At 72.3% G+C, this 26,481-nt stretch carries 31 protein-coding genes and 1 pseudogene; 19 read left to right on the top strand and 13 right to left on the bottom strand.

Features of this window, described 5'->3' with window-relative positions:
- Position 1: 1 nt before the first annotated feature.
- The 4 genes from NO900_RS11710 to NO900_RS11695 all read right to left on the bottom strand — a co-directional run bounded on the left by NO900_RS11710 (position 2) and on the right by NO900_RS11695 (position 2,311).
- Positions 2-667, bottom strand: a complete 666-nt coding sequence (locus NO900_RS11710) for a translation initiation factor IF-6 (protein WP_256409406.1) — start codon at positions 665-667, stop codon at positions 2-4.
- 1 nt (position 668) lies between these two features.
- Positions 669-947 (bottom strand): 50S ribosomal protein L31e, encoded by a 279-nt coding sequence (locus NO900_RS11705; RefSeq protein WP_256409405.1) that lies wholly within the window; start codon positions 945-947, stop codon positions 669-671.
- A complete protein-coding gene (locus NO900_RS11700; protein WP_004050128.1) occupies positions 948-1,100 on the bottom strand; it encodes a 50S ribosomal protein L39e in 153 nt (50 codons plus the stop codon).
- A 95-nt stretch (positions 1,101-1,195) separates the two neighbouring features.
- Entirely contained in the window at positions 1,196-2,311 is a 1,116-nt protein-coding gene (locus tag NO900_RS11695; RefSeq protein ID WP_256409404.1) for a M20 family metallopeptidase, read from the bottom strand.
- 492 nt (positions 2,312-2,803) lie between these two features.
- Between NO900_RS11695 and msrA the strand changes: the two genes are divergently transcribed.
- The 8 genes from msrA to NO900_RS11655 all read left to right on the top strand — a co-directional run bounded on the left by msrA (position 2,804) and on the right by NO900_RS11655 (position 9,218).
- Complete coding sequence (msrA, locus tag NO900_RS11690; protein ID WP_256409403.1) at positions 2,804-3,340, top strand: peptide-methionine (S)-S-oxide reductase MsrA; 537 nt, start codon at positions 2,804-2,806, stop codon at positions 3,338-3,340.
- A gap of 456 nt (positions 3,341-3,796) precedes the next feature.
- Positions 3,797-4,201, top strand: a complete 405-nt coding sequence (gene ribH / locus NO900_RS11685) for a 6,7-dimethyl-8-ribityllumazine synthase (RefSeq protein ID WP_256409402.1) — start codon at positions 3,797-3,799, stop codon at positions 4,199-4,201.
- 31 nt (positions 4,202-4,232) lie between these two features.
- The gene (locus tag NO900_RS11680; RefSeq protein WP_256409401.1) at positions 4,233-5,387 is read left to right on the top strand and encodes a pyridoxal phosphate-dependent aminotransferase; all 1,155 of its coding nucleotides are present in this window, start codon (positions 4,233-4,235) and stop codon (positions 5,385-5,387) included.
- 93 nt (positions 5,388-5,480) lie between these two features.
- On the top strand, positions 5,481-6,029 hold the full coding sequence (locus NO900_RS11675; protein WP_256409400.1) for a universal stress protein: 549 nt from the start codon (positions 5,481-5,483) through the stop codon (positions 6,027-6,029).
- An 82-nt stretch (positions 6,030-6,111) separates the two neighbouring features.
- Positions 6,112-6,462, top strand: coding sequence for an Asp-tRNA(Asn)/Glu-tRNA(Gln) amidotransferase subunit GatC (gatC, locus tag NO900_RS11670; RefSeq protein WP_256409399.1), 351 nt, complete (start codon positions 6,112-6,114; stop codon positions 6,460-6,462).
- Positions 6,462-7,769 carry an Asp-tRNA(Asn)/Glu-tRNA(Gln) amidotransferase subunit GatA gene (gene gatA, locus NO900_RS11665; RefSeq protein ID WP_256409398.1) on the top strand — a complete coding sequence of 436 codons (1,308 nt, stop codon included), beginning with the start codon at positions 6,462-6,464 and terminating at the stop codon, positions 7,767-7,769. Before gatC ends, gatA begins: the two co-directional genes overlap by 1 nt.
- A gap of 89 nt (positions 7,770-7,858) precedes the next feature.
- Complete coding sequence (locus NO900_RS11660; protein ID WP_256409397.1) at positions 7,859-8,596, top strand: hypothetical protein; 738 nt, start codon at positions 7,859-7,861, stop codon at positions 8,594-8,596.
- 115 nt (positions 8,597-8,711) lie between these two features.
- Positions 8,712-9,218 carry a DUF5797 family protein gene (locus NO900_RS11655; RefSeq protein WP_256409396.1) on the top strand — a complete coding sequence of 169 codons (507 nt, stop codon included), beginning with the start codon at positions 8,712-8,714 and terminating at the stop codon, positions 9,216-9,218.
- Positions 9,219-9,613: 395 nt separating this feature from the next.
- Here NO900_RS11655 and NO900_RS11650 read toward each other — a convergent pair whose 3' ends face one another.
- Positions 9,614-9,943, bottom strand: a complete 330-nt coding sequence (locus tag NO900_RS11650) for a DUF7111 family protein (protein ID WP_256409395.1) — start codon at positions 9,941-9,943, stop codon at positions 9,614-9,616.
- Positions 9,944-10,028: 85 nt separating this feature from the next.
- Positions 10,029-10,571 (bottom strand): carboxymuconolactone decarboxylase family protein, encoded by a 543-nt coding sequence (locus NO900_RS11645; RefSeq protein ID WP_256409394.1) that lies wholly within the window; start codon positions 10,569-10,571, stop codon positions 10,029-10,031.
- Positions 10,572-10,726: 155 nt separating this feature from the next.
- Between NO900_RS11645 and NO900_RS11640 the strand changes: the two genes are divergently transcribed.
- Together NO900_RS11640 and NO900_RS11635 are read left to right on the top strand one after the other, a co-directional pair.
- The gene (locus NO900_RS11640; RefSeq protein ID WP_256409393.1) at positions 10,727-11,656 is read left to right on the top strand and encodes a 1,4-dihydroxy-2-naphthoate polyprenyltransferase; all 930 of its coding nucleotides are present in this window, start codon (positions 10,727-10,729) and stop codon (positions 11,654-11,656) included.
- A gap of 2 nt (positions 11,657-11,658) precedes the next feature.
- Positions 11,659-12,762 (top strand): mandelate racemase/muconate lactonizing enzyme family protein, encoded by a 1,104-nt coding sequence (locus tag NO900_RS11635; protein WP_256409392.1) that lies wholly within the window; start codon positions 11,659-11,661, stop codon positions 12,760-12,762.
- Between the two features lie 29 nt (positions 12,763-12,791).
- On the opposite strand, the gene NO900_RS11630 is transcribed toward NO900_RS11635, so the two are convergent.
- Positions 12,792-13,202 carry a halocyanin domain-containing protein gene (locus NO900_RS11630; RefSeq protein WP_256409391.1) on the bottom strand — a complete coding sequence of 137 codons (411 nt, stop codon included), beginning with the start codon at positions 13,200-13,202 and terminating at the stop codon, positions 12,792-12,794.
- Between the two features lie 114 nt (positions 13,203-13,316).
- Here NO900_RS11630 and NO900_RS11625 point away from each other — a divergent pair, with 114 nt between their 5' ends.
- Positions 13,317-13,781 carry a DUF5799 family protein gene (locus NO900_RS11625; protein WP_256409390.1) on the top strand — a complete coding sequence of 155 codons (465 nt, stop codon included), beginning with the start codon at positions 13,317-13,319 and terminating at the stop codon, positions 13,779-13,781.
- A 33-nt stretch (positions 13,782-13,814) separates the two neighbouring features.
- Here NO900_RS11625 and NO900_RS11620 read toward each other — a convergent pair whose 3' ends face one another.
- Together NO900_RS11620 and NO900_RS11615 are read right to left on the bottom strand one after the other, a co-directional pair.
- Positions 13,815-13,964 carry a DUF7557 family protein gene (locus tag NO900_RS11620; RefSeq protein WP_256409389.1) on the bottom strand — a complete coding sequence of 50 codons (150 nt, stop codon included), beginning with the start codon at positions 13,962-13,964 and terminating at the stop codon, positions 13,815-13,817.
- Between the two features lie 78 nt (positions 13,965-14,042).
- A pseudogene (locus NO900_RS11615) lies at positions 14,043-16,145 on the bottom strand (hypothetical protein).
- A gap of 145 nt (positions 16,146-16,290) precedes the next feature.
- Between NO900_RS11615 and NO900_RS11610 the strand changes: the two are divergent.
- Positions 16,291-17,313, top strand: a complete 1,023-nt coding sequence (locus NO900_RS11610) for a phosphotransferase family protein (RefSeq protein ID WP_256409388.1) — start codon at positions 16,291-16,293, stop codon at positions 17,311-17,313.
- 68 nt (positions 17,314-17,381) lie between these two features.
- Here NO900_RS11610 and NO900_RS11605 read toward each other — a convergent pair whose 3' ends face one another.
- A complete protein-coding gene (locus NO900_RS11605; protein WP_256409387.1) occupies positions 17,382-18,179 on the bottom strand; it encodes an aldo/keto reductase in 798 nt (265 codons plus the stop codon).
- A gap of 165 nt (positions 18,180-18,344) precedes the next feature.
- Here NO900_RS11605 and NO900_RS11600 point away from each other — a divergent pair, with 165 nt between their 5' ends.
- Positions 18,345-19,217 (top strand): helix-turn-helix domain-containing protein, encoded by an 873-nt coding sequence (locus tag NO900_RS11600; RefSeq protein ID WP_256409386.1) that lies wholly within the window; start codon positions 18,345-18,347, stop codon positions 19,215-19,217.
- An 82-nt stretch (positions 19,218-19,299) separates the two neighbouring features.
- Here the strand turns inward: NO900_RS11600 and NO900_RS11595 are convergent, their stop codons facing one another.
- Positions 19,300-19,773, bottom strand: a complete 474-nt coding sequence (locus NO900_RS11595) for a DUF4385 family protein (RefSeq protein WP_256409385.1) — start codon at positions 19,771-19,773, stop codon at positions 19,300-19,302.
- Between the two features lie 154 nt (positions 19,774-19,927).
- Positions 19,928-21,337, bottom strand: a complete 1,410-nt coding sequence (locus NO900_RS11590; RefSeq protein ID WP_256409384.1) for a hypothetical protein — start codon at positions 21,335-21,337, stop codon at positions 19,928-19,930.
- Positions 21,338-21,472: 135 nt separating this feature from the next.
- Between NO900_RS11590 and NO900_RS11585 the strand changes: the two genes are divergently transcribed.
- The 6 genes from NO900_RS11585 (at position 21,473) to NO900_RS11560 (ending at position 24,818) form a co-directional block, all read left to right on the top strand.
- Entirely contained in the window at positions 21,473-21,766 is a 294-nt protein-coding gene (locus NO900_RS11585) for a DUF2249 domain-containing protein (RefSeq protein WP_256409383.1), read from the top strand.
- Positions 21,763-22,290: a DUF7998 family protein gene (locus tag NO900_RS11580; RefSeq protein ID WP_256409382.1), complete on the top strand. Its 528-nt coding sequence runs from the start codon at positions 21,763-21,765 to the stop codon at positions 22,288-22,290. The genes NO900_RS11585 and NO900_RS11580 overlap by 4 nt, the downstream gene beginning before the upstream one ends.
- Before the next feature lie 104 nt (positions 22,291-22,394).
- Entirely contained in the window at positions 22,395-22,616 is a 222-nt protein-coding gene (locus tag NO900_RS11575) for a DUF2249 domain-containing protein (protein WP_256409381.1), read from the top strand.
- Positions 22,617-22,822: 206 nt separating this feature from the next.
- Entirely contained in the window at positions 22,823-23,491 is a 669-nt protein-coding gene (locus NO900_RS11570) for a helix-turn-helix domain-containing protein (RefSeq protein ID WP_256409380.1), read from the top strand.
- Between the two features lie 18 nt (positions 23,492-23,509).
- The gene (locus tag NO900_RS11565) at positions 23,510-23,827 is read left to right on the top strand and encodes a CGCGG family putative rSAM-modified RiPP protein (RefSeq protein ID WP_256409379.1); all 318 of its coding nucleotides are present in this window, start codon (positions 23,510-23,512) and stop codon (positions 23,825-23,827) included.
- A gap of 58 nt (positions 23,828-23,885) precedes the next feature.
- Entirely contained in the window at positions 23,886-24,818 is a 933-nt protein-coding gene (locus tag NO900_RS11560) for a transcriptional regulator TbsP domain-containing protein (protein WP_256409378.1), read from the top strand.
- 61 nt (positions 24,819-24,879) lie between these two features.
- Here NO900_RS11560 and NO900_RS11555 read toward each other — a convergent pair whose 3' ends face one another.
- A complete protein-coding gene (locus NO900_RS11555) occupies positions 24,880-26,400 on the bottom strand; it encodes an aldehyde dehydrogenase family protein (RefSeq protein ID WP_256409377.1) in 1,521 nt (506 codons plus the stop codon).
- Between the last annotated feature and the right edge of the window lie 81 nt (positions 26,401-26,481).

Raw genomic sequence — 26,481 nt, 5'->3', positions numbered from 1 at the left:
GTCAGTCGATGAACCCGAGCGTCTCCTCGATGCGGCCGAGCTCCGGCCCGGTCGTGTCCTCGCCGACGACGTACCCCTCGTCGGTGGCGACGAGGCCGGAGCCGACGAGCGGCGCGCCGTAGTTGATCGTGCCGAGGTCGGTGCGGACGTCGAGCGCCTCCTCGACGGCCTGCAGCTCCGACTCGTTCGATTTCGGGTGACAGAGGACGCCGGCGTCGTTGGCGGCCGCCGCCGTTCCGACGGTGCGGACGCCGCCGAGGTCGCCGCGCTCCACGGGGACGCCGAGGGTGTCCCTGATCGTCACGATCGACTCGCGCGGGAGGTCCGGGTGGACGTAGGCGCCGTAGTCGTTCGCGAGGACGACGTTCCCGGCCGCGTTGATCTCGCCGGGGAGCTCGCCGACCTCGCGGTCGGCGGCCTCGGCGATCCGCGACCGCTCCCGTTCGGTCGCCCGCGCGGAGACGAGAACCCCGTTCTCGTTGCCCGTCGCGAGGGAGCCGACGGTGTTGGCGCCGCCGACCGTCGTGAGGAGGGGCTCGGCGTCCAGCTCCTCGCCGAGCGACTCGGCGAGCTCCTCGTCGACGTCCGGCCGAACCAACAGGAGGTCGTCGATCGCGCGGGCGAACACGCCCACGTACGACGAGCCGGTGAAGGTCGCCCGTAACACGTTACTCGGCGTACTCGGCTTCGACGACGGGCTCGCCGTCCTCGACGAACCGGGCCGCGCGGACGCGGACCTTGCTCGGCGGGTTCTCGCGCCCGTTCGCCCAGACGGCCTCGTTGACCGAGGTGTCGATGACGACGTCGTCCTCGTCGACGGAGAAGTGCTGCGCGAGGTGCTCGCGGACGATCCGCATCGCGAAGTCGGCGCGCTCCTGGACCGGCTTGTCGTTGGCGTCGCGGAGCGGGACGGTGACGACGCGCTCCTCGAAGTCGCTGGTGCTCATCTATTCGTCCAGGTCGTTCCGGCGCCAGTTGCGCCGCTTGGGGTTTCGCGTCACGTTCATGTCCGTCTTCATCATGACCCACGCGGGGACGCGGGTGTTCTGGCGCTCCGCCTTCGCCAGACGCTTCTTCTGAGCCTTCGACTTGTCTCCCATAGTAGCCCACAGTTCCCGCGGGGCGCATAAAACCCCTTCCATACCGCGTCGCTCGCGGCGAGAGGACACCCCGAGACGCCTCCCCTCGCCGGCGCTCAGAGCGGTCGTTCGGAGATTCCCTTATAAATGCGATAACACCGGTCGAGGACCTCGATCCCGACGCTCTCCGTGTCGGTGTGCGCCTCGCCCGGCTCGGAGGCGCCGCAGACGAGGCAGTCGGTGCCGGCCTCGGCGAGCCAGCCCGCGTCGGTCGCGTGCGGCTTGACGACGCGTTCGGGCGCGTCGAGCCCCAGCTCGTCGTGGACCTCGCGGGCGACCGCCAGCGCGGCGTCGGCGAAGGCGTCGTCGCCGCAGGCCATCGGCGGGAGGTCCTGGTCGACCTCCCACTCGACGCCCGCGACCCCCTCGGCGCGGGCGAGGTCGGCGCGGTCGCCGGGGACGGTGCGCTCGTCGACCGTCACCTCGCAGCGCTCCGGGATCACGTTCCACGTCTCGCCGCCGTGGGCCATCGTCACGGCGAGCGAGCCGGTGACCGACTCGCCGAACACCGTCGCCTCCGGCGCGTCGAGCCCGCGGACCACGTCGATCGCGTCGCTCGCGCGGTAGATCGCGTTCTCTCCCGCCTCCGGCTCGGACGCGTGCGCCGCGGTCCCGTGCGCGACGAGCGTCGACGCGCGCCGGCCCTTGTGCGCGACGGCGACGTCGGTGACGCCGGGCTTCGAGTAGTCCGTCGACCCCTCCGCGACGAGCGCGCGGTCGGGGGCGAACCCCGCGTCGATCGCGTGGCGCGCCCCCTCGCCGCCGACCTCCTCGCCGACGAACGACGCGAACGCGAGCTCGCGGCCCGCCGGCGGCTCGGCCTCGCGGAAGGCGAGCATGCAGGCCGCCACCGCGCCCTTCATGTCGGCCGCGCCGCGGCCGTATATCCGGCCGTCGCGGCGCTCGACGACGTAGTCGCCGGCGCTCCCCCCGCCGGTCGTCTGGCGCTCGGCCGGCGGGACCACGTCGTGGTGGCCGACCAGCGCGAGCGCGTCGGCGTCGGGATCGTCGGTCGCTCCCTTCCGAGCGATCACGTTGCCGGCGTCGTCGCGCTCGACCCGCGCGTCGGTCTCCGCGCGGAGCCACTCCTCGATGGCGTCGCCGGCGGCGGCCTCGTCCTCGTGGGAGGGGATCGAGACGAGCGTCTCAGTCAGGTCCGCGAGTTCGTCCATACGGTCGGGTCGGCGCTCAGCCGCTTAAAAACTGAGTCTACGAGAGTGTTTGTAACTCAACCGCGGTGGCGCGCGCCTGTGAGCGCCCATCGGGCGCGAACAGCGCCGCGCGAGGGAGTCGCGAGCGCTGTGGGCGACCGTAGGGAGCCCCGAGCGAGCGACGAGGTTGGGGAGGCGTGAGGTGCGGTGCTGTGCGGGGCGGGGTGGGACTCAAAGGGGGAGCCGTCGAGGCGGGCGCAGGCGTTCACGAGAGCTCCGTTCTCGTGAGCCAATCAGAACGCTCCGCGTTCTGATGACGACGCAAGCACCGCAGAGAGCGAGCAACGCGAGCGATCGAGGAGCGCAGCGAGCGTGCGCCCGCCTCGACGGCTGGGGCTTTGGAGGTGTTCACCGATTCTGTCTCGACGATTTATACACGGGGCCCCGCTGAGTGAATCACGTCTCCCTCACAAGCGCGCGTGATTAATACGTCTCCGAGCCCTTGCAACGCCTATGTCCGATCAGCTCGAAACCGCGACGCTCGGCGGCGGGTGCTTCTGGTGCGTCGAGGCGGCGCTCGAACAGCTCGCCGGCGTCGAGTCGGTCACCTCCGGCTACGCGGGCGGCGACGTCGACGACCCCACGTACAAGCAGGTCTGCTCCGGCAACACCGGCCACGCCGAGGTCGTGCAGGTCGAGTTCGACCCAGACGTGGTCGCCTACGACGAGGTGTTGGAGGCGTTCTTCGAGATCCACGACCCGACCCAGCTCAACCGGCAGGGCCCGGACGTGGGGAGCCAGTACCGCTCGATCGTCCTCTATCACGACGAGGCCCAGCGCGAGGCCGCCGCGGCCTACGTCGAGGCGCTCGACGAGGAGTACGACGACGACGTGGTGACGGAGCTCGACCGGCTGGAGACATTCTATCGGGCAGAGGAGCACCACCAGGACTACTTCACGAAGAACCCGAACGACGCCTACTGCACCTTCCACGCGAAGCCGAAGATGGAGAAGGTGCGCGAGAAGTTCGAGGCGAAGGTCGCGAAGTAATCGGTGAATTCCGCAGTGAACGCCTTTTGAGTCCCGGCCGATCGCAGATGACCGACTGACTACTTTGCGAGGAACACCTCCAAAGCCCCAGCCGCGAGGACTCGCGTGGCTCGCTGCGCGCTTCAGTCGCTCGCGTTGCTCGCTCCCTGCAGTGCTTGCGTCGCCAAGCGTCGTCCTCGCGGCTGCCCCTTTGAGTCCCACCCGACTGCACCGCCCCGCAGCCTCACGCCTCCCCAACCTCGTCGCTCGCTCGGGGCTCCCTTCGGTCGCCCGCTACGCTCGCGACTCCCTCGCGCGTGCTGGCTCGCGGCCTGTCGGCCGCTCGCAGGCACGCGCCGACCGCCTCATTCATTTATAAGCAATACTCGCCCGCTCCGGCGTCGTTCCCGAATCGGTTCGCCCGGGAACCCGGCCCCGGAACGGTAGACCTTTGCCGTCGCCCGTGCGACCGTTCGTATGGTCTCGCTGGGACTGGTGGTGGCGCGGTTCAACGACTCCGTCACGGAGCCGATGGCCGAGGCCGCCCGCGAGGCGGCCGCCGACCGCGACGCGGTCGTCGTCGACGAGGTGAGCGTGCCGGGGGCGTACGACAGCCCCCTGGCCGCCGACCGGCTCGCGCGCCGGGACGACGTCGACGCCGTCGCGGTCGTCGGCGCCATCGTCACCGGCGACACCGACCACGACCACGTCATCGCGAGCGCGACCGCCGAACAGCTCACGCGCGTGAGCCTCGACCGCGACACCCCGGTGACGTTCGGCGTGAGCGGCCCGGGGATGTCCGGCGCGGAGGCCCGCGAGCGGATAGACAAGGGCGCGGAGGCGGCGAACGCCGCGATCGACCTCGCGGAGGAGCTCGAATGAGCGCCGGAGACGACAGACGGACCCAACGACAATGAGCGACGCATACGACTTCTCAGAGCGGATCGGACGCGTAGAGCCCAGCGCGACGCTGGCGATATCGAACCTCGCGGCGGAGAAGGAGGCCGAGGGCGCCGACATCGTCGACCTCTCGGTCGGCGAGCCCGACTTCGACACGCCCGAGAACGTCGTCGAGGCCGGCAAGGCGGCCCTCGACGCGGGCCACACGGGGTACACCTCCTCGAACGGGATCCCCGAGCTGAAGGCGGCGATCGCCGAGAAGCTCCGCGGTACCGGGATCGACGCCGACGCCGACGAGGTGATCGTCACCCCCGGCGGCAAGCAGGCCCTGTACGAGACGTTCCAGACGCTGATCGACGACGGCGACGAGGTCGTCCTCCTCGATCCGGCGTGGGTCTCATACGAGGCGATGGCGAAGCTCGCCGGCGGCGACCTCTCCCGCGTCGACCTGTCGCCGCACGGCTTCCAGCTGGAGCCCGCGCTCGACGATCTCGCGGAGACGGTGTCGGACGACACCGAACTGCTCGTCGTCAACTCCCCGTCGAACCCCACGGGCGCGGTCTTCTCGGAGGCCGCGCTGGAGGGCGTCCGCGACCTCGCCGTCGAGCACGACGTCGCCGTGATCGCCGACGAGATCTACGAGCGCATCATCTACGACGCCGAGCACGTCTCGCTCGCGAGCCTCGACGGGATGGCCGACCGCACGGTCACGGTCAACGGCTTCTCGAAGGCGTACTCGATGACCGGCTGGCGGCTCGGCTACCTGCACGCCACGGACGACTTCGTCGGCCAGGCTGGGAAGCTCCACTCGCACTCCGTCTCCTGCGCCACGAACTTCGTGCAGCGCGCGGGCGTCGAGGCGCTGGAGAACACCGACGAGTCGGTCGAGGAGATGCGGCGGGCGTTCGCCGACCGCCGCGACCTCCTCGTCGACCTGTTCGACGAGCACGGCGTCGACGTCGACGTCGGCGACGGCGCCTTCTACATGATGATTCCGGTCGCGGACGACGACCAGGCGTGGTGCGAGGCCGCGATCGAGGAGGCCGCGGTCGCCTGCGTCCCGGGCAGCGCGTTCAACGCGCCCGGCCACGCCAGGATCTCGTACGCCGCGAGCGAGGAGCGCCTGCGCGAGGCGGTCGACCGGCTCGTCTCGAACGACCTGCTGTAGTCGCGGCGCCCGACCGGCGGTCGAATCGGCCGAGTTCGGGAATCCGCGGTGCGTTTTTACCGCTACTCTACGAATTTACCGGGTGGTGGTACCATGTACCACGACATCCTGTACCCGACGGACGGGAGCACCGGGTCGGAGGCGGCGGCGGCGCACGTCGGGGAGCTCGCGTCCGCGTTCGACGCGACCGTCCACGTGCTCCACGTCGTCGACACCCGCGAGGGCGGCCTCGGACTGAGCGGGGCGTTCCTCGACGAGGAGAGCCAGGCGATGAGCGGACGGTCGCCCGAGGGGGGATACATCGGCCGACACGAGGACCGGCTCGACCGCGACGAGATCGCCGACGAGCTCGCGGAACACGCGCGCGACCTCCTCGGAACGGAGACCGGGTCCGAGACCGGGACCGAATCCGAGACGGGGACCGAGTCGTCCGAGGGGATCGACCTGGAGGTCGCCGTCGAGATGGGAACCCCCCACTCGGCGATCCTGGGATACGCGGACGAGCGCGACGTCGACCTCGTCGTGATGGGGACGCACGGCCGGACCGGCGTCGAGCGCTACCTCCTCGGCAGCGTCACGGAGAAGGTGGTGCGCATGGCGGACGCGCCGGTGGTGACGGTCCGGGCCGACGAGGGCGAGTGACCGCGCGCGCCGATTTTTCCGGGAGACACCCCCCGGTGCGACGTTCCGAAACCCTTACTCCCCGAGCGCGACACCTCGGCGTATGAGCGATACGTCCGAGTCGACTGGTGACGCGGCGGGGGGCGAGTCGGGCGACGCGGACTCGCCCGACGGGTCCGACGCCGCGGCCGTCGACGCCGAGGAGGTCCGTCACGTCGCGGAGCTGGCCCGCGTCCGGCTCGCCGACGACGAGGTCGACGAGTTCGCGGCGCAGTTCGGCGACATCCTCGACTACTTCGAGGCGCTCGACGAGGTCCCCGAGACCGAGCGCGAGGAGGACCTCGTCAACGTGATGCGTCCCGACGAGGTCGAGGCGGGACTCACGCAGGCGGAGGCGCTGTCGAACGCCGAGGAGACGGAGGACGGCTACTTCGTCGGCCCGAAGGTGTCGTGATGGCGGCCGATCTCAACCTGTTCATCACCGAGGAGACGGTCGAGGGCGACGCGGACGCCGAGGGCCCCCTGGCCGACAAGACCGTCGCGGTCAAGGACAACATCTCCACGGAGGGGATCCGGACGACCTGCGGCTCCGAGATGCTCGCCGACTACGTCCCGCCGTACTCCGCGACGGTCGTCGACCGCCTCGCGGCGGCCGGCGCGACGGTCGTCGGCAAGGCGAACATGGACGAGTTCGGGATGGGGACGACGACGGAGACCTCCGCGTTCGGTCCCACGCGGAACCCCGTCGACCCGGAGCGCGTCCCGGGCGGCTCCTCGGGCGGATCGGCCGCGGCGGTCGCCGCGGGCGAGGCCGACCTCGCGCTCGGCTCCGACACGGGCGGGTCGGTGCGCTGCCCGGCCGCGTTCTGCGGCGTCGTCGGGATCAAGCCGACGTACGGGCTCGTCTCGCGGTACGGGCTCGTCGCGTACGCGAACTCCCTCGAACAGATCGGCCCGATCGCGGGCACCGTCGAGGAGGCGGCCGCCGCGCTCGACGTCATCGCGGGGCCGGACCCGAACGACGGGACCACGCGCGATCTCGCCGACGTGGAGGGCGCCGACCCCGACCCGAACTACGCCGCGGCCGCCGACGGCGACGTCGACGGACTGACGGTCGGCGTCCCGACCGAGCTGTTCGAGGGCGCCGACGAGCGCGTCGTCGAGACGGTCGAGGCCGCGATCGCGGACTTAGAGGCGCGGGGCGCGGAGACCATCGAAATCTCGCTCCCGTCGGTCGAACACGCGGTCCAGGCGTACTACGTGATCGCGATGGCGGAGGCCTCCTCGAACCTCGCGCGCTTCGACGGCGTCCGGTACGGGAACCGCGCCGAGTCGGACGGGAACTGGAACGAGTCGTTCGCGGAGACGCGCGAGGAGGGGTTCGGCGCGGAGGTCAAGCGCCGGATCCTGCTCGGCACGTACGCGCTCTCGGCGGGCTACCACGACAAGTACTACGAGAAGGCGCAGGACGCCCGCGCGTGGGTCCGGCGGGACTTCGAGGAGGCGTTCGCGGACGTGGACGTGATAGCGTCGCCGACGATGCCGGTGCTCCCCTTCGAGCTCGGCGAGAGCCTCGACGACCCGCTGCGGATGTACCTCGCGGACGCGAACACGACCCCGGTGAACCTCGCGAACCTCCCGGCGATATCGGTGCCCGCGGGCGAGGCCGACGGGCTTCCCGTCGGGCTCCAGCTGGTCGGCCCGAAGTTCGACGAAGAGACCGTGATCCGCGCCGCGAGCGCGGTCGAAGACGCCGACTGAGAACGCCGCAGTCGGCGCTTAATCCGCGTTAAACCGCCTTGAGCGTCTCGGCCGGTTATGTGCCTCCCGCCCGTTCCCCCGGGCGCATCATGACCGAATCCGAGTCGCCGGCGACGGACGCGTTCGACCGCGAGACCGTTCGCTCCGCCAGTCGGGTCGCTATCGCGGCGCTCGCGCTGGTGGGGGTGTTATACCTGTTCACGCTGCTGCCGGGCGTCGACCGCCTGGTCCCGCTCACGCCGGTCACGTTCGCCGCGGTCGCGGGCGCCGTGGTGACGGCCGCGGTCGTCGCGCTCCTCCTGTACGCCGCGCCGAGGGTCGCCTCGCTGACGCGCGCCGCGCTCCACCGGACGGACGCCGCGGAACGCGTCGAGCGCGTCGCCGAGAACGGCGCCGCGCTGGCCTACTGGCTCGTCGTGCTCGCGGCCGTGCTGGTCGCGCACCGCGGGTTCGCCGGCGCCGTGGTCCCGCTGCTCGACGGGTTCGCGTGGGCGTACGACGCCGCGTTCCTGGTCGCGTCGTTCGTCCCGCTCGTCTTCGTCGTGGCGCGGCTGACCGTGACGGTCGACCCGCTCTCGACGCTCGTCGCCGACCGCGTGACGGACCCCGAATCACCGGCGGAAGCCGATGGCGACGCGGACGGCCCCGAGGCGGCGACGGCCGGCGACGAGTCCGGCGGCCCCGCGACCGGGGTCGACGCCGCCGACTCGCACGGCCACTCGATCGAGGAGCGGTGGGGAGTCGACGACGAGTTCGGAGAGGCGGCCGACGACGGGTCCGAAGGAGCGGCCGACGGCGAGTCGGCCGACGGATCGGCGGATCCCTGACGGGTGAGACGGGATCGGACCGTCCCGGATCGTCCCCGGATCGTCCGTACCCGCCCCGGATCGCCCCCGGATCGCGATCCGGAACGTCCATACCCGCCCCGGTGAACGGGGAGGTATGGCGCTGACCGACGAGGAGCGGAGCCGGCTCGCCGACGTCGTCCGGCTCCAGCCGACGAAGAACGGCGAGCTGCAGGACGCGTGGGGGCTCGACAGCGGCAGCGAGGTGCACCAGTACCTGCAGAACCACCTGAAGGAGTATTACTACCGCGACGACGACAGCCTGATCCGGTCGACGGCGGAGGCGAACGACCTCGTCGACGTCGAGCCCGGGATCGAGGCCGACGCGGTCGCGAAGGGCGGCGCGCCGGAGACGATCCGCGTCCCGGAGCTGGTCGCGCAGGTGTTCGAGGTCGTGGCCGGCCCCGACGAGCGCTCGCAGTCGGTCGTCAGCGTGCTCAACGCGGTCCGCGAGGCGTACGACGTCGACCCCGAGGTCGACGAGGTGCGGCGCGCGCTCCGGACCCTCGAACGCAAGAACGTCGTCGAGGTCGTCTACCGGACCGTCCCCACGTTCAAGCTCGCCGTCGAACGCGACGAGATCACGGTCGAAGTGAGCGAATAAGCGATCGACTGGGGTTTATATTTACAAATAGTCGACGCTGGACGATTCAGACGCGTCTCCGAAGGCCCAGCCAATCATTTATAAATTATCGACAGCTGATCGACGGTGAAGCCCTCCAAAGCCCCAGCCGCGAGGGCGGCGCACGCTCGTTGCGCTCCTCGCTCAGTCGCTAGCGCTCCTTCGCTGCGGTGCTTACGTCGCCTGCGCCGCCCTCGCGACTGCCCCTTTGAATCCCACCCCGCACGCACCGCACCTCACGCCTCCCCAGCCTCGTCGGTCGTCCTCCGCGTTGCTCCGGACGACCGACTCCCTCGTGCGGGCTGCTCGCGCCCTATCGGGCGCTCGCAGGCGCACGCCACCGCACTCTATCTATATGTAGTCGTAGCCAGCCGCGGTCACATCCCCATGTCGGCGGCGGCGTCGGGGACCGGGAGGTCGTTGACGGCGACGCCGAGCAGCTCCGCGGCGTGGTCGAGCGCCATGTCGAACCCGTAGTAGCGCTCCAGCTCGTCGCCGGCCGGCCCGGGTCGGACCTTCAGCATCGCGTACCCCTCGACGTTCTGTGCGACGGTGGCCTCGCCGCCCCCGGTCGAGAACGTGAGGCGCCGCTCGCCGTCGGCCACCTCGTATCGCGCCGCGATCCCGTTCGCCTCGGCCTCGGTGGACTCGGTCTCGCCCTCGGTCGACTCCGCCCCGGTCTCCCCGCCGGGCGTCGTATCGCTCATACTCCGGGTAGGGACCGGTGCCTGTCGTATCTGTCGGTCGTCGAGGGCGGTGACTGGGGCGGAGGCGGGGATCCGTCGTCTCGCCTTACCGCGGGTCCCAGCCGTGGAATTCGTCGCCGTCCTCCAGTTCGAGGTCGAACGCGTCGATCATGCCCCCGAGTCCGGCGTACCCCTGCGCGAGCGCCGCGATGCCGACGACCGTCTCGTCGTCGTAGCGGGCGGCGGTCTCCTCGTGAGCGACCGCGTCGACCTCGCGGCGGACGACCGCGACGGCGTACTCGACGAGCGTCGTCTCGTCGCCGTCGAGGGGTGACAGGTCACCGGTGCCGATCCCGGCGATGACCTCGTCGTCGATCCCGACGTCGCGGGCGATGTTGACGTGCTGGTGCCACTCGTAGCGGTTGCGCGTCTCGCTCGCGGCGGCGAGGATGACGAGCTCGCGGTCGCGCTCCGAGAGCCCGCTGTCCGTCCACAGCGAGCTCAGGAACGAGCGCAGCCCGGCGAGCACCTCGGGATTGTTGCCGAGCGACCGGTAGACGTTGAGCGGCTTCCCCTGAAGCGACGACTCCAGCAGCTCCTCGTACTCCGCGGGCACGTCCGACGCGTCGGCGTATGGAACGCGGGCCATGTGGGGGAGTCGTCGTCGGTCGGGATAGCTGTGGGTGTCGCGGACGGCTCCGCCGGATCGACTCGGAAGCGGATCGATTCGGAAGGGGGTCGATCCGGAACGCGGACCGGTCCGGGAAGGCAAGGTTAAGGGACGCGACGCGCCTATCGCCGCCAATGAGCACCGAGGTGTCGCGGCGGCGGGCGTGGGTGATCGCCGCGCGGCCGCAGACGCTGCCCGCGGCGGCCGCGCCGGTGATCGTCGGCGTCGGGCTCGCGCTCCGGACCGGCGCGTTCGCCCCGCTCCCGGCGCTCGCGGCGTTCGTCGGCGCGGCGCTGATCCAGGTCGGTACCAACTTCGCGAACGACTACTACGACGCGATCCAGGGCGCCGACACGGACGACCGCGAGGGGTTCACCCGCGTCGTCGCCAGCGGCCTCATCGAGCCGGCCGAGGTGAAGCGGGCGATGTGGCTGACGTTCGCGGCCGCGATCCTCGTCGGCACGTACCTCGTCTACGTGGGGGGCGTCCCGATCCTCGCGATCGGCCTGGCGTCCGTCGCCGCGGGGATCGCCTACACCGGGGGGCCGTACCCGCTCGGCTACCACGGGCTCGGCGACCTGTTCGTCTTCCTCTTCTTCGGCGTGATCGCCGTCACCGGCACCTACTACGTGCAGGCGGCCGCCCTCGTCGGCGAGTCGTTCCCGCTGTGGATCCCAGAGGGCACGGTCACCCTCGCGGCCGTCGTCGCCAGCCTCCCGATCGCCGCGCTCTCGACGAACATCCTCGTCGTCAACAACGTCCGCGACCGCGAGGAGGACGCGGCGACCGGGAAGCGCACCCTCGCGGTCCGGTTCGGCTACCGGTTCTCGCGCGCCCAGTACGTCGGGCTCCTCGCGCTCGCCTACCTCACGCCCTTCTGGTTCCTCGCCCGGGGCGACGGCCCCGCGGTGCTGCTCCCGCTCGTCACGCTCCCGCTGGCGGCCGCCGTCGCGCGCACCGTCCTGACGGAGACCGCCGGCGACGCGCTCAACCCCGCGCTGGAGTCGACCGGGAAGCTCCTCGCGGCGTACGCCGTCGCGTTCGCGGTCGGCCTCGCGGTCTGACCGTGCGACTCCGCCCATTCTCCGTCGGCCTGACGAGGCCGCTCGGTACGGCACGCGGGGAGATCACGGAGCGCGAGGGATTCGTGGTCGGTGTCGGGACAGAGGACGGCGTACCGGCTCCGGGCGTCGGCGAGGCCGCCCCGCTCCCCGGCTGGACCGAGTCGCCGTCGGCGTGCGAATCGGCCCTGCGGGGCGTCGGGACGGACGACGGCGGTCTCCGCCCCGACGCGCTCGATCGGATCGACCCGGGCGAGACGCCGGCGGCGCGACACGGGCTCGCGCTCGCGCTCGCGGACGCCGCGGCGCGTGGGGAGGGGCGGTCGCTGGCCGCGCACCTCTCGGCCGCGCGCGACCTGCCGACGCCGGCCGCGTCGGTCCCGGTCAACGCGACGGTCGGCGACGGCGACCCGGAAGCGACCGCGGCCGCGGTCGAGCGCGCCGTCGACGACGGGTTCGACTGCGTGAAGGTGAAGGTCGGCGCGCGCTCGCTCGACGCCGACGTCGAGCGCCTGCGCGCGGTCCGGGAGGCGGTCGGCGACGGGGTCGCGCTCCGGGCCGACGCGAACGGCGCGTGGGACCGGGCGACCGCCGGGGCGGCCGTCGACCGCCTCGCGCCGCTGGACCTCGCGTACGTCGAGCAGCCGCTCCCCGCCGACGACCTCGACGGCTCGGCGGCGCTCCGGGAGGGCCGCGGCGACCGAGACCGCGACGCCGACGACGAGGACGGCGGCTCCGCGGTCCCGATCGCGCTCGACGAGTCGCTGGCGCGGCGCGACCTCGACACCGTCCTCGCCGCCGACGCGGCCGACGTCGTCGTGCTGAAGCCGATGGCGCTCGGCGGGCCGGACCGCGTGCTGGCGGCGGCGAAGCGGGCGCGGGCGGCGGGCGTCGAGCCCGTGATCACCACCACGATCGACGCCGTCGTCGCGCGGACCGCCGCGGTCCACGTCGCGGCCGCGGTCCCCGACGTCGCCCCCTGCGGGCTCGCCACCGCCTCGCTCCTCGCCGACGACCTCGCGCCGGACCCGTGTCCGGTCGCTGACGGGGAGGCGTCGGTGCCGAACGGTCCCGGACTCGCCGGCGACGCGTTCGACGGGCTCTTTTAGCTGACCGGGCAGACTCGCCGTCGGATCGACTACCGCTCGACGACCTCGATCGTCCCCTCCATGTCCCGCGTCTGGTGGGGCGTGCAGACGTACTCGTAGGTCCCCGGCTCGGCGAACTCGCGTTCGAACGCGTGGCCCTCGGCGGCCGCGAGCCCGGAGTCGAAGGCGCCGCCCCGGTCGACGACGTTGTGGCTCCCGCCGACGCCGGTCCACTCCCAGACGACGGTCGTCCCGACGCCGACCCGGACCGCCGCCGGCGCGAACGAGAACCCGCCGTCCGCGCCGACCGCGACCGCGACGGTCTCCGCGCCGGTCCGGTCGACCGTCTCCGTCTCGCCCTCGTCGCCGCCGGGGAGGAGCGCGCCGGTACAGCCCGCGATCCCGGCGGCGGAGGCGGCGCCGACGGTCCCGAGCAGGTCGCGTCGCGTTCGCGCGTTCATACCGGTGATATGGCCCGGACGAGCTAAAGGGCCCCGAGAGCGATCCTCAAGAGCGTAGCGCCGCGAGGGCGACGAGGGAAAGGGGCTTGTACGGCCGCGACCGAACGGCACGGTATGAGCGAGTGGACAGACGCGATCGTCGGCGAGCGGATGACCGTCGACAACCAGTTCACGGACCGGGTGGCGGCCTCGCGGTTCTCCAGCCAGGAGTGGGGCCTGATCATGACCGCGACCGAGTTCGAGATCGAGAACGCGGCCGATCCCGACGACGCCCGGATCGTCGCCGACACCTCCAGTCTCCCGGCGATCATGCCGGAGCTGGAGAACGTCCGGTCGCAGGTCGCCGCGATGGGCGGGGCGCCGGGAGGGGACGGCGACTCCGGCGGCTCCGGCGGCGGCGGCCTCGTCGACTCGATCAAGGGCGCGCTCGGGCTCGGCGGCTCCGGCGGCGGGGGCGGCGGGTCGGACGAGGAGCTCGACGCCGCCGAACGCCTCGTCCAGGAGTACGCCGACGAGCTGCAGGCGCACCTGGAGGACACCGGGAAGTGGGAGCAGGTCAGGGTCGCGTATCAGGAATAGACGGACGACCGCGGCCGGCGGGCGCGGCGCCGGTCAGTCCATGTCGCCGCTGCGGAACAGCGTCAGCTCCTCGGCCTCGTAGATGTTGATCAGCTCGCTGACGATCTCGTCGTACTCCTCGTCGTCGACGCGGAGCGCGTCGAGGCGCTCGACCGTCTCCTCGTCGAGGTGAACCTGTGGCATGGGCGGCGCTTCGTCGGGTAGAGAGTAAAAATCCTCGGTGATCCTCGACGCGGACGCGGACCGACCCGGCTCACTCGCTCACTCGCCGCGCCGCTGCTCCGTCCGGTCGGTCCGGTCCGTCTCGTCGTCCGCGCGCTCCGCGAGGGACCGCTCGGCCAGTCGCTCGATGTCCGACTCGGTGAGACCGTCGCAAGGGAGCAGAAGTCGCCCGTCGAGTCTGACGACGGAGTCGTCCTCGCGGAGGAGCGCCAGGATCTGCGAGGAATCGAACTCTGAGGCAGCGGTGCGCTCCGTCCCGGCCAGTTCGGACAAGTCACTTGAGCCGTCGAATACCTGCGATACCTCGGTTCCGATTCGACCAGACTGCGTCAGGATCGACCTTCGGCGAAGGCGGTACGACATCGGCGACCGCGAGTTAAAGTAGTCAGCGTGCTTCGAGAGGATTTGGTCGGAAGCAACCGACGCGGCCGGGCAGCAGACACACCGAACATCCGTTTTGTCAGAGATACCGGAGAGGGAAACACTCGCATCTGTCGGGACCGAGGCGGCCAATAACGCCACCAGCGACCGAACCGAGCGACGGTCCAGACACTGCGCGGCGACGATCGATCCCATGCCGCCGTTTTCGACGACCCGTACGCCCTCCCGGACCCCGTCGGTCCCCTCGAAAATCGTCAGCGCCGGCGCGTCGTCGAGGTCGCCGAGCGCGACGGCGCCGTCGGACGCGACGACCGCCCCGTCGCCGACCGGGAGCCCGCACTACGCGATGTCCGTCTCGGGGTCGGCGAGGACGGCCGCGGCGGTCGCCGCGTCGGGTCGGTCGATCACCGTCCACTCGCCCACCCCCTCCGGGACCGCCGGATCGGAGAGCGCGCGACGGACCGTCGCCGCGCGGTCCGGCGAACCGACCAGCGCGACGACTCGGACCTCGCCGCGTGCGGTCGTCTCGCGCTGGAGCCGATTCTCGTAGCTCGCAGGGGTCGACACCGACGTACCGGCGGGGAGCGGGTCGTCGTCCGGGCTCGGGACCTCGTTCGCCGGGGAGAGCCACGGGGACGTGGCGAGCGCCGCCGGCGCCTCGGGGTCGTCGGGCTCCGCCGCACCGCGAACCCGGACCGGAGCCAGCACGTGCGCGAGGTGAGGCAGTAGCTCGGCGCCGGCGGGCCCCGGACGGAGCACGGCCTCCGTCGGCCAGTCGGGCATGTACGGCGCCACCGTCTCCGGGTCGACCTCGAGGTACTCCATGAGGCGCTCGCTCATCGACAGGTCGGCGAGGTTCGGGGGATAGAAGGGGAGCTCCGGGCCGACCTGCTCGTACTCGTACCGATCGGAGGGGACGTACCCGTCCGTCCGCGCGAGCGTGTCGAGGAAGAACCACGTCCGGAGCAGCTCCTCGGCGCGCGCTTCGAGCGCGACCCCGTCGGTCGGCAGGGGCTCGACGTACCCGGTGTCGAGCCGGACCGCGGGCGCGTCGCCGACGACCATCCGCGCGCCGAGATAGTACGAGAGCGTCGAGAGCCGGTAGACGTCCGCGTACTCGGGGCGGACGACCACCTCGACCCCCGTGTCGGGCCGGGTCAGCGGGCTCGGGATCCTAAGCTCGTCGCCGCGCTCGATCCGCGGCGGGTACCCGCGGAGCGTCGGCCACGAGCGCTCGGGCGAGAACTCCTTGATCGACGAACCGAGCACCGAGACCGCCTCCGCGAGCGCCGTCGGGTCGTCCGGCACGGTGATCGTCGCCTCCGGCCGCGTATGGCGCGAGCGCGCACCGACGGAGACGGTGACCGGCCGGTCGAATTCGACGTCGACGGGACCCGATTCGACCGTACCAGTCGTCGACGGGCCGACGTCGACGACGCGGACGAACGTCTTCGTCGCGCCGCTCACATCGAAGCAGTAGGACCCGCGAGGGAGTTCCATCGGATCGTCGAGGCGGGCGATGAACTCGCCGTCGTCCGACCGGACTCTCACCGACGAGTAGTCGGGCACGGAGAAGGAACTGGCTTCGAAGCTGACCGCGTCGTCGACCGGGAACGGGAACAGTTCCGTGAGCGCGGACTGCGGGTCGACCTCGCGGTCCAGCACCAGCCGGAGTTCCGCGCCCTCCAGTTCGTCGCGGACGCGGAGCGTCTCCCCGTCGACCTCGAATCCCACTCGCCCCCCGAACGCGTCGTCTCTCACGGCTAACTGATGTATCACCAACAGGTATGAGGCTGTCGGTAGATGTCCCCTATTTGCCGTTTCTCGGCCGTGAAAGACGCGTTCTCCGTCTCGTGCTAACAGCCGTGACAGCAGCCTTTACAGCCGTCGGACGCGACGAGCCCGCATGGACGAGACCGCGGCGGCGGCGCTCCGCGAGGCGTTCCCGGAGCGGTCGGTCGAGCGCCTGACCGACGTCGGCCCCTCGTGGAACGGCGGCAACGAGACGGTCGGCGTCGCCTTCGCGGACGGCGGTCGGGCGTTCTGCAAGGTCGCGGTCGACGGCGACGGCGCCCGGATCGCCCGCGAGCTGGCGGTGCTGCGGCACGTGGCCGCCGAGCGGCCACTCACGGTTCCCGAGGTGCTCGCCGCCGACCCCGACGCGGCCGCGCCCTACCTCGTCACGGCCCCCGCGCCGGGCCGCGAGCTCCGCGGCGCGTGGGAGGAGCTCGGCGGCCGGAGCGGAGGAGACGGGGAGGCGGACCGAGCGGCGCTCCTCCGCCGCGTCGGCGCGACGCTGGCGACGCTCCACGCCGAGCGGTTCGAGGCGCACGGGGAGATCGCCGGGGGCGACGGGCGCGGCGGGCTCAACCTCGACCGCGCGCCGTGGCCCGACGTGCTCTTGCGGACGGTCGAGCGAACCCGCCGGATCGGCACGTCGGAGCGGCTCGCACACCACTACGACGCCGCGATCGACTGTATCGAGGCGAACCGCGACCGCCTCCGCGACGCCCCCGCCGCGCTCCTCCACGGCGACGTCGCGATGCCGAACCTGTTCGTCGCCGACGGCGGGAACGGTCGCGGCGGGGCCGACGGGGCGGGCACGACCGACGGGATCGTCCCGATCGACTGGGAGCTCGCCCACGTCGGCGACCCCGCCCGCGACCTCGTCAGGGCGGAGGACCAGCTCCTCAGCGGGTTCGACGAGCGGGGACCCGAGCGCTACGCGGCGGCGCTACGCGCGGGCTACGCAGAGCGCGCCGGCGGGCTCCCGCCGGGGTTTGAGGAGCGACGCCCGATATACGAGGTCGTCAGGATGCTCGGACGCTCGGGGTTCATCGACCAGTGGACGACCTACCTCGGCGAGCCGACGGCCGACCTCGTCGACCGCGCGGAGGCTGAGCTGGCGGCGCGGCTGGCGGCGGTCTGAGGTCGGCGGTCTGCGCCCGGTGGTTGAGATCGACGGTCTGCGGTCGGTGAGAAACGGTCGAGCGCCTCTCAGCGGCTCCACGCCGCGTCGTCGGGATCGATGCGACGGTCGCCCGGGGCCAACGCGTCGACCTCGTCGAGAACGGCGGGCTCGACGTCGGCGTCGACCGCGCCGAGGTTCTCGCCGACGTGGTCGCCCGTCGCCTTCGGAATCGGCGCGACGCCGCGAGCGAGCGCCCACGCGAGCGCGAGGACGGCCGGCGAGCGGTCGGCCCGCTCGGCGACGCCTCTGAACTCCTCGTCGTCGAAGAGGTCGCCGCGGGCCAGCGGCGAGTAGCCGACGAGGCGGTGGTCGAACTCGGCGGCGAGGTCGCGGAGCTCTCGCTGTTGGAACCTGGGGTGACACTCCACCTGATGCGCGGCGATCGGCGCGTCGAGGATCCCGCGGGCCTCGCGGAGCAGCTCCGGCGTGAAGTTCGAGACGCCGACGTGGTCCGTGAGCCCCGCGTCGCGCAGCTCGTCGAAGACCGGCAGGGTCGTCTCCGCGTCGTACGCGCGAGTGGGCCAGTGGACGTACAGCAGGTCGACGCGGTCGAGCCCGAGCCGGTCGAGGCTCTCGCGGGCCGTCTCGCGGACGTCCTCGGGCGCGAGGTTCTCCGGGTGGACCTTCGTGGCGACGACGACGTCGTCGCGGTCGACGTCGGCGGCGGCGATCCCCTCGCCGACCGCGGCCTCGTTGTCGTACATCTGCGCGGTGTCGACGTGGCGGTAGCCGGCCTCCAGGGCGGCGGTCACGGTGGCGGTGCACTCGTCGGGGTCGTCGAGCCCGGACGTGCCGAGCCCGAGCGGCAGTTCCAGCGGCGGCATACCGTCCGGTTCCGGCCCGGACGTCAAAAGGGCGCGCTCACCGGAACGGATCGCGGGATTCCGGCGAACGGCCGCGGAGCGCGCGGTGACGGGCGCTCGACGGCCTTCCCACCGCCTTGGAAACCGCTCCGCGTTATATGAATCGCGGGGATGCTACGTTCGCCCATGACCGACGGGATCCACGTCGAGCTCTCCGTCTCCGCCTGCGACCGCTGTCCCGTGGCCGCGCTCTCGTCGAGCACCGCGGTGGAGGACCTGCGCGTCGACGCGGCGGACGACCGGGTCGAGTTCGTCGCCGACGACCCGCCGGACGACCCGCCGACCGGACTCGACCTCGTCGAGTTCGGCGGCCGGGCGCACGGGCGATACGAGATCGAGTGCGGACGCCCGGCGACCGATGGTGGCCGCGCAGCTGACGACGCGGGCACGGACGGTGGCCGCGCAGTCGACGACGCGGGCACGGACGGTGGCCGCGCAGCTGACGACGCGGCCACCGACGGCGGCGTCGTGATGGGCGCGGCCGAGGCCGGCGATCCGACGGACGCGCCGGGGACCGAACCGAGCGCCGACGCCGTCGACCCCTCGCCGCCGACCGAGAGCGACGCGGCCTGCGTGGGGTGTTCCTGCGGCGGGCTCCCGGCGGCGTTCGAGAACTTCCCCGTCTCGCCGCGTCGGACGGCGATGGAGGACGGAGAGCTCCGGCTCTCCTTCGTCCTGACCGGCCACGAGGAGCTGCGGGCGATCGTCGACGAGTGCGAGGCCGCCGGGCTCGGCGTGGAGCTCCGGCGGCTCTGCGTCGACCGCGGGGGCGAAGCGGGGGAGTTCGGCGGCGACGTGGTCCCCGTCGACCTCGCCGGCGTGACCGACAGGCAGGCCGAGGTCGCGACGGTCGCCGCAGAGAAGGGGTACTTCGAGGCTGGCGGCGCCTCCGCCGCCGACGTCGCGGCCGAGTTCGACCTCGCGAAGTCCACGGTGTCGGAACACCTCCGGACCGTGACGGCGGCGCTCTTCTCGCAGACGTTCGGGGACGGCGCCTGACGGAACGGGCCGCGTTCGCGGCGGGCGTCGCCGCGGTCGCGCTACGCGCGAGGCGGGTCGCGTTCCGCGCGACGGAACCTGGCTACCGGAGCCGGTCGACGGCGCGCTCGTACGCGTCGTCCTCCCGGACCCGATCGAGGTACCGCCTGTAGACGAGCGCGATCTCGCGCTTCTCCTCGTCGTGCCACTCCCGCGGCTCGCGCTCGACGCGCTCGCCCTCGTCCGTCTCGTACTTCCGTCCGCCGGGGTACTTCGCGTAGCGCATCGCTCGCGTCCAGCCCATCTGCAGGTACTTGCGCGCCATGTCCATCCCGACGAGGTCGCCGTCCTCGCGGTACTCGCGGTACCGGTCGTGGATCGCCGCCGCGCCCTCCTCGGCGTCGGACCGCGTCGCGATCCCCCACAGCGGGAGGAGCTCGCTCTTGTACGGCTCGATCTTGAACGCGCCGCGCTCGTCGTCCGTGTGTCGGTAGCGCTCGGGGTGTTCCCGGAAGTCGAGGTCGTACTCGGGGCCGTCCTCGACCTCGGGGACGTCGCCGCGCACGGGGTCGGCCATCGCCCCCGCTTCGGCCCGACTCCGAATGGGCGTTTCGGCGCGGCTCGGTGGCGGAGGAGGCGAGAGGGGAGGAGAAGAGAGGTGGAGAGAGGAGAAGAGAGGAAAAGAGAGGTGGAGAGAGGAAAAAAGAGGCGGAGACCGCTCCCGGTCGCGTTCAGCCGCCGGGGCCGTCGGGACCGTCGGAGGGGTCCGCGTTCGCCGTCGGCCCCGACTCGGCCGCGCCCCCGCCGAGCAGCTCGGGGCCGCCGTGTCGGACGACGGTGGCGACCGCGTTGGCGGCGAACAGCAGCGCGCCGGCGACGACGAGCGCGCCGCCGAGGGGCCGAACGACGCCGGCGGAGAGCCCGGTGCCCGGCCCGACCGAGGCGAGCGCGGGGGAGAGCGCGGCCGCGAGCAGGAGGGCGGCGCCGAGGACGGTCGCGGCGAGGTCGGCGGTCGCGACGCGGGCGTCGTAGAGGTCGTCGATCGCGGGCACGCGCTCCAGCCCGACCCGGTCGGCGTACCGGTCGAGCCAGACGATGAACGGGACGACGTGGTAGAGGCTCCCGACGACGACGAAGCCGACGAGCGCGCCGAGCAGGACGGGCCCGACCCCGGGGTGGCCGAACCGGACCGCCGGACCGAAGGGGTCGACGACCCACGTCGCGGCCGCCGTCGCGCTCCACGCGAGCGTCGCGACGGCGACGACCGCGTACCGCGGGAGCATCGGGGTCGCCGGCGCGGTCGCGTCGCGGAGCCGCCGGAGGAGGACTCCCCCGGCGGCCGCCGCGCCGCCCGCGGCGAGCAGCCCGCCGAGGGCGGCGAGGGGCGCGACCCGGAACAGCCGCCCGCCGGCGAGCAGGGTCACGCCGACCGGATACGCCGCGGTCTCGACGCGCGCGAGCCGCTCCTCGACCGGGAGCGAGTCGGTCTGGGTGAACATCGGACCGAGCTGGTACAGGGCGCCGAAGACGGTCGCGAGGACGGCGCCGAGGACCGCGAGCGTGACGTGCGCGTCGACGACCGCGATTCGCGAGAGCCCGAGCGGGGCGAGCACGCCCCAGCGGTAGTCGGCGGCGAGGCTCCCGCCGAGGACCGCCGCGAGCGCGAGGAAGCCGAGCGCGAACGCGAAGTGCCCCTCCGTGACGTCGAGGGGGCGGGCGCGCCACAGCGTCCGGGCGAGGTTGTAGACGAAGACGGCGAATCCGAGGACGATGAGGCCCGCGAACAGCGCCGCGTCCGCCGGCCGTCCGACCCGGAGCCCGCCGGCGAAGCCGCCGACGCCGACCGCGACGGCGACGAGCTGGAGCGTCGCCAGCCGCTCGGAGTGGAGCTCGACGCCGGACCAGACGGGAACGAACTGGGTCATCGCGCCGAGGATCGTGAGGCACACCCACCCGACGAGCAGCAGGTGCGCGACGGCGATCCCGCCGAGGGGCGCTCCCGCGCCCGGCACGCCCGCGACGCGCGAGAGCGCGAGCGCTCCGCCGGCGGCGAGGAACGCCAGCCCGACGAGGAAGTGGCGGAGCGGGATCGTGGTGGGCGGACGCGTCGAGGTCGTGAGATCGCCGGGGACGCCTCGCATGCGATCGCGTACGGCCCGCGGGCCCCTGTTCGCGTCCCCGAACCTGTTCGGGGGTAGTCGCCTCCCCCCCTCCCGGCCGAACCCCCGAACAGGTTCGGGGTAAACGACGGGCGCGTGGAGGACGAACTCCGACCCATGCCACGGGAGACATCGGTCCTCGAAGCCACGGACGCGCCGGCGGACCGGCCGACCGAGAGCCTCGACGTCGCCGACCTCGGCCCGCCGGAGCCGCTTCGGCGGACGCTCGAACTGCTCGCCGACCTGTCGGACGAGACCGTGCTGGTCCAGCGCAACGACCGGGTCCCGCGGTTCCTGTTCCCGAAGCTCGACGACCGCGGCTACGCGTACGAGACGGTCGAGACGGACGACGGCGTCGTCACGGCGATCTGGGCCGCGGACGGCGATGGAACGGCGGAGGGAGACCGATGAGCCTCCTCGGCGGCTCCGAGCCCGAGTTCGACGACCCGGACGAGTTCGTGCCGGAGCACGTCCCGGAGCCGGGCGCGTTCCTGACGGACCACGACGTCCTCGCCGGCGAGGACCACGTCGCCGTTCACCGACACGCGAGGGACGCCTTCGAGGAGTACGGCGTGTACGATGCCACGTTCGGCTACAACCTCGCCCGGCTCAACCTCGACCCGCGACACCCCGACGCCGGCTTCCGCTACGCCGAGGAGGCGGACGACCCGACGACGCTCCGCGCCGAGTTCACGCCGACGACGCGGTTCTGTCCGCAGGCGGAGCCGCTGGCGGTGGGCGCCTTCCGCGCGTTCGACGCCGTCGGCGACCACGGCTACGACCTGGTCCGGGTCCGCGTCGACCCCTCGCTCAACGGGAGCGAGGCGGTCAACGACCGGCTCGCACGGATGGCGTCCGGCGGCGAGCCGCCCGCCGGCGACGGAACGGACGGGTCGGACGCCGCCGGCGCGAGCGGTCCGACGAGTCCCTTCTGACCGCGCTCCCGTCCGCGACCGACCGGTCAGAGGGGGGGCGAGCGCGAGCGGCGTCGAACATGTTCCCGCGAACGCCCATGTCGGACCGCGGCGCACGTCCGGGCATGAGCGACGCCGAATCGGTCCTCGACGTGCGCGAGCGCGACGCTCCGCCGTTCCCGGTCATCAGCGACGCGCTCGACGAGCTCGGCCCGGACGAACGGCTGCGGCTCGTGAACGACTTCGAGCCGGTCCCGCTGTACGACGTGCTGGCGGACCGCGGCTTCGAACACGAGACCGAGCGGGTCGACGACGACGAGTGGCACGTCACGATCGAGCGCGTCTGAGCGGCGGCGACCGCGACCGCCGTCGCGGCCCTTTTTATACCCCGAGCCGAACAGTTCGGCTCGCGACCCCGGTGTCCGAGAATCCTCGCCGAAGGTATTCCCCCTACTCTCCTACGTCGAGACGCGTAACCCGACGCGCGCTCGACCAGCGAGCGGACCTCGCCGGACGGCGGAACCGACGACGACCGCACCCCGACCACCCACCGATGCCACAAGCACGACTCCTCGTCGACCTTCCCGACGGCCCGTGGATAGCCGACGTCTCGCGCGAGTTCCCTGACGCGGGGTTCCGCGTGCTCACCGCGGTCCCCGGCGAGGAGGCCGGCTTCGCCCTCGTCAGGGTCACCGCCCGCGACGTCGACGCGGTGCTGTCGGCGATGGGGTCGCACGACGCGCTGACCTCCGTGTCGGTGATGGCGCGGGAGGAGGGCGTCGCCACGGTCCGGATCGAGACGGACGCGCCGCTGCTGCTGCTGGCCGCGAAGCGCTCCGGCCTCCCGATCGAGATGCCGCTCGACATCGAGGACGGGGTGGCGGAGGTCGAGGTCACCGGCGAACACGAGCGCGTCGCCGAGATGGGCCGCCGGCTGAGCGAGCTCGGCCTCTCGTTCGAGGTCGAGCGCGTGCGCCAGCGCGTCGACCCCGCCCGCCTGCTGACGGACCGACAGCGCGAGCTCCTGCTCGCGGCCGTCGACCTCGGCTACTACGACGTCCCGCGGGAGGCCACTCTGACGGAGGTCGCGGAGCACGTCGGGATCGCGAAGTCGACGTGCAGCGAGACGCTTCAGCGCGTCGAGCGGACGGTGGTCCGGGAGTTCGTCGACGAGCTCCCCAGCCGACCCGTCGGCGCCGAGATCGCGGCCGCCGACCACTGATCGCGAGCGACCGTTCCAATGACATCCACTACCGACGACCACGACCACGACGAGACCGCCGAACCGATCACCGACCGGGTCCACGACAACTCCTGGTCGGCGAACTTGGAGGAGCCGAAGTACGCCGACGACCCGGAGCTGGCGGTCCGCGACGCGCTGGCGGCGGTCGACCACACGGCCTCCGGGAACCACGTCAACCTCGTCACCCACGGCGACCTCGGTCACCCAAAGGAGTTCCTCTACGACGCGCTCCGCGAGGAGCGCGACGGCCTCGACCCGGAGTACGTCGAGCGGTGCGGGTGCGGCGGTCACGTTACCCGCGTGGACGTGCCCTGAGAGGGTGGCACCCGGCGTCCGCCGCCACTCTTAATCCGCCCGCCGCGTAGGTGCGCGTGTGCCTCCCGAACCGACCCTGCCGTTCGCGGACGGTCGGGGGGCGATCGGGGACCTCGCCGACCCGGTGCTCGCGGACCCGTCGCCGCCGCTGTTGACGGCGGTGATCGAGGCGTACCGCGAGGCGGCGCCGGCGGTCGTCGAGCCGGACCTCTCGACGCTGCGCGGGCTGACGTCGACCGAGGGCGCTCCGGGACCGTCGCCGGACTCGCCCGTCTCGGAGCTCCCGACGCTCACCGTCCTCGCGACCGACCGCGCGATCGACGCCGTCGTCGACGAGTTCCGCCGCGCGAGCCGGCTCGCGGCGCTCGCGGAGGCGGGCGTTCTCGACCTCCGAACGCTGTCGGAGCCGCAGCCGAACCCGGCGCTCGTCGGCCGAGAGACGGGTCACGTGCTCGTCGCGGTCGGGGGCCGGGAAGACGGCGACGCGACCGCGACGTGGTGCCGCGTCGGCGACGACCCCGCGCTCCGAGAGCGCTACGTCCCGCTCGTCGAGGCGGCCGAGGGGCGCCGCCCGCGGGCGCCGAGCCGCCGCCGCGTGTACGAGTCGGTCCGGGAGCGCTGCGGCGTCGCCGTCGCGGACGACGTCGTGCGGGCCTTCGACGCCGGAGTCGTCGAGGGTCCCGGCGGCGACGCGGTCGGGGGCGACCCCCTCGACCTGGCCGGGGCGCGGCGTCGGGCGTACGTCGCCGGCGCCCGCCGCGGCGCGCTCGACCGCGACCTGCGCCGCGCCTTCGAGGACGCGGGGCTCGGGAGCTCGGCGACGTTCACGCGGGTGAAGCGGAAGCTCCGAGAGTCGGGGCTGCTCGGCACGGAGTCGGTCCCCCAGCCGGTCGGGCGGCCGCGGGAGCGGCTCGTCGCCCGCGGCGCGCTCGCCGAGGCGGACGGGCCGGGAGAAGCGGTCGCGGCGGCCGCGACCGCGGTCGAGCGATAGACGATCGAGCGATAGACGGTCGAACGGCGGGACGGTCGGAGCGCCCCGACGCCGACCGCCCTCAGTCGTCCCTCGTCTTGATGTCGGCCGAGAGCCCCTGCGCCATCTCGATCTCCGTCGAGTTGTTCAGGGTCCACGCGGTGCGGTCGGTGACGGCCTCGATGGCCTCCCGGGCCGAGGGGTAGCCGTTGCCGGACTTCTTCACGCCGCCGAAGGGGAGCTGGACCTCGGCGCCGATACAGGGGAGGTTCCCGTACGCCAGCCCGAGCTCCGCGCGGTCGCGGTAGTAGTTGATCTGCCGGTAGTCCTCGGAGATGACCGCGCCGGCGAGGCCGTACTCGGTGTCGTTCTGGATCTCGACCGCGCGCTCGATGCCGCCCTCGTACTCCAAGAGCGCGACGTGCGGCCCGAACACCTCCTCGTGGGTGCACCGCAGGTCCGCGTCGGGGTCGGCCTCGTAGACGAACGGGCCGATCCAGTGGCCGTCCGCGTGGCCGTCGGGGACCTCGTCGGCGTCGAGGTCGGTGCGGTCGACGAGGACGTTCACGCCCTCCTCGCGGGCGAGCGCGTTGTACTCGGCGACCTTCTCGTGGTGCTCCGCCTCGATGAGCGGGCCCATGAACGTCTCCTCGTCGAGCGGGTCGCCGACCGCGACGGACTCCGCGATCTCCACGAACCGCTCTTTGAACTCGTCGTACACGTCGGCGTGGACGATCAGGCGCTCGGACGAGACGCAGCGCTGGCCGGTCGTCTTGAACGAGGACATGACGGCCGAGTGGACCGCGACGTCGAGATCCGCCTCTTCCGTGATCACGATCGCGTTCTTGCCGCCCATCTCGCAGGCGGCGCGCTTGCCGGCGACGCCGCCGAGCTTGTCCTGAATGTGGTGGCCGACCTCGGCCGAGCCGGTGAACAGGACCGTCTCGACGTCGTCGTGCTCGACGATCGCGTTGCCGGCGTCGCCGAACCCCTGTACCATGTTGAAGACGCCGTCGGGGATCCCGGCGTCGTCGAACATCTCCGCGATGATCTGCGCGCACCACGGCGTCTGCTCGGCCGGCTTGAACACGACGGTGTTGCCCTCGACCAGCGCGATGGCCATGTGCCAGTACGGGATGGCGACCGGGAAGTTCCACGGGGTGATACAGCCGGTGACGCCGCGGGGCTTCCGGCGCATGTACGCGTCCTTCGACGGGATCTCCGAGGGGACGATGTCGCCCTTCGGGTGTCGGGCGTCGCCCGCGGCCCACTCGACCATGTGCGCGGCCTCGACCACGTCGGCCTTCCCCTCGCTGATCTCCTTCCCGCACTCCTTCGTGACGACCTCCCCGAGCTCGTCGGTGCGCTCGCGGAGCTCGTGGTACACGTCCCAGAGGTACTCCGCGCGCTGGATCCGGGAGAGCTCGCGCCACTCGTCGAACGCCTCGTCGGCGGCGTCGACCGCGCGCTCGACGTCCGCGGGGGTCCCCCGACGGAACTCGCCGAGCGACTCCCCGGTCGCCGGGTTCTCGCTCTCGAAGGTCTCGGAGCCCGCGCCCGAGACCCACTCGCCGTCGACGTAGTGTTGGTACGGCTGCGACATAGGCGGTGCTTGCCCTCGCTCCGTCCAAATATCCCACCCGACCATGGTCGGCAGAGTCTTTGTGATCCGCTGCCAAGGAGG

Source organism: Halorubrum rutilum (genome assembly GCF_024494565.1).
The sequence above is the reverse complement of the archived record's forward strand: the minus strand, read 5'-3'. Positions and strand labels throughout refer to the sequence as shown.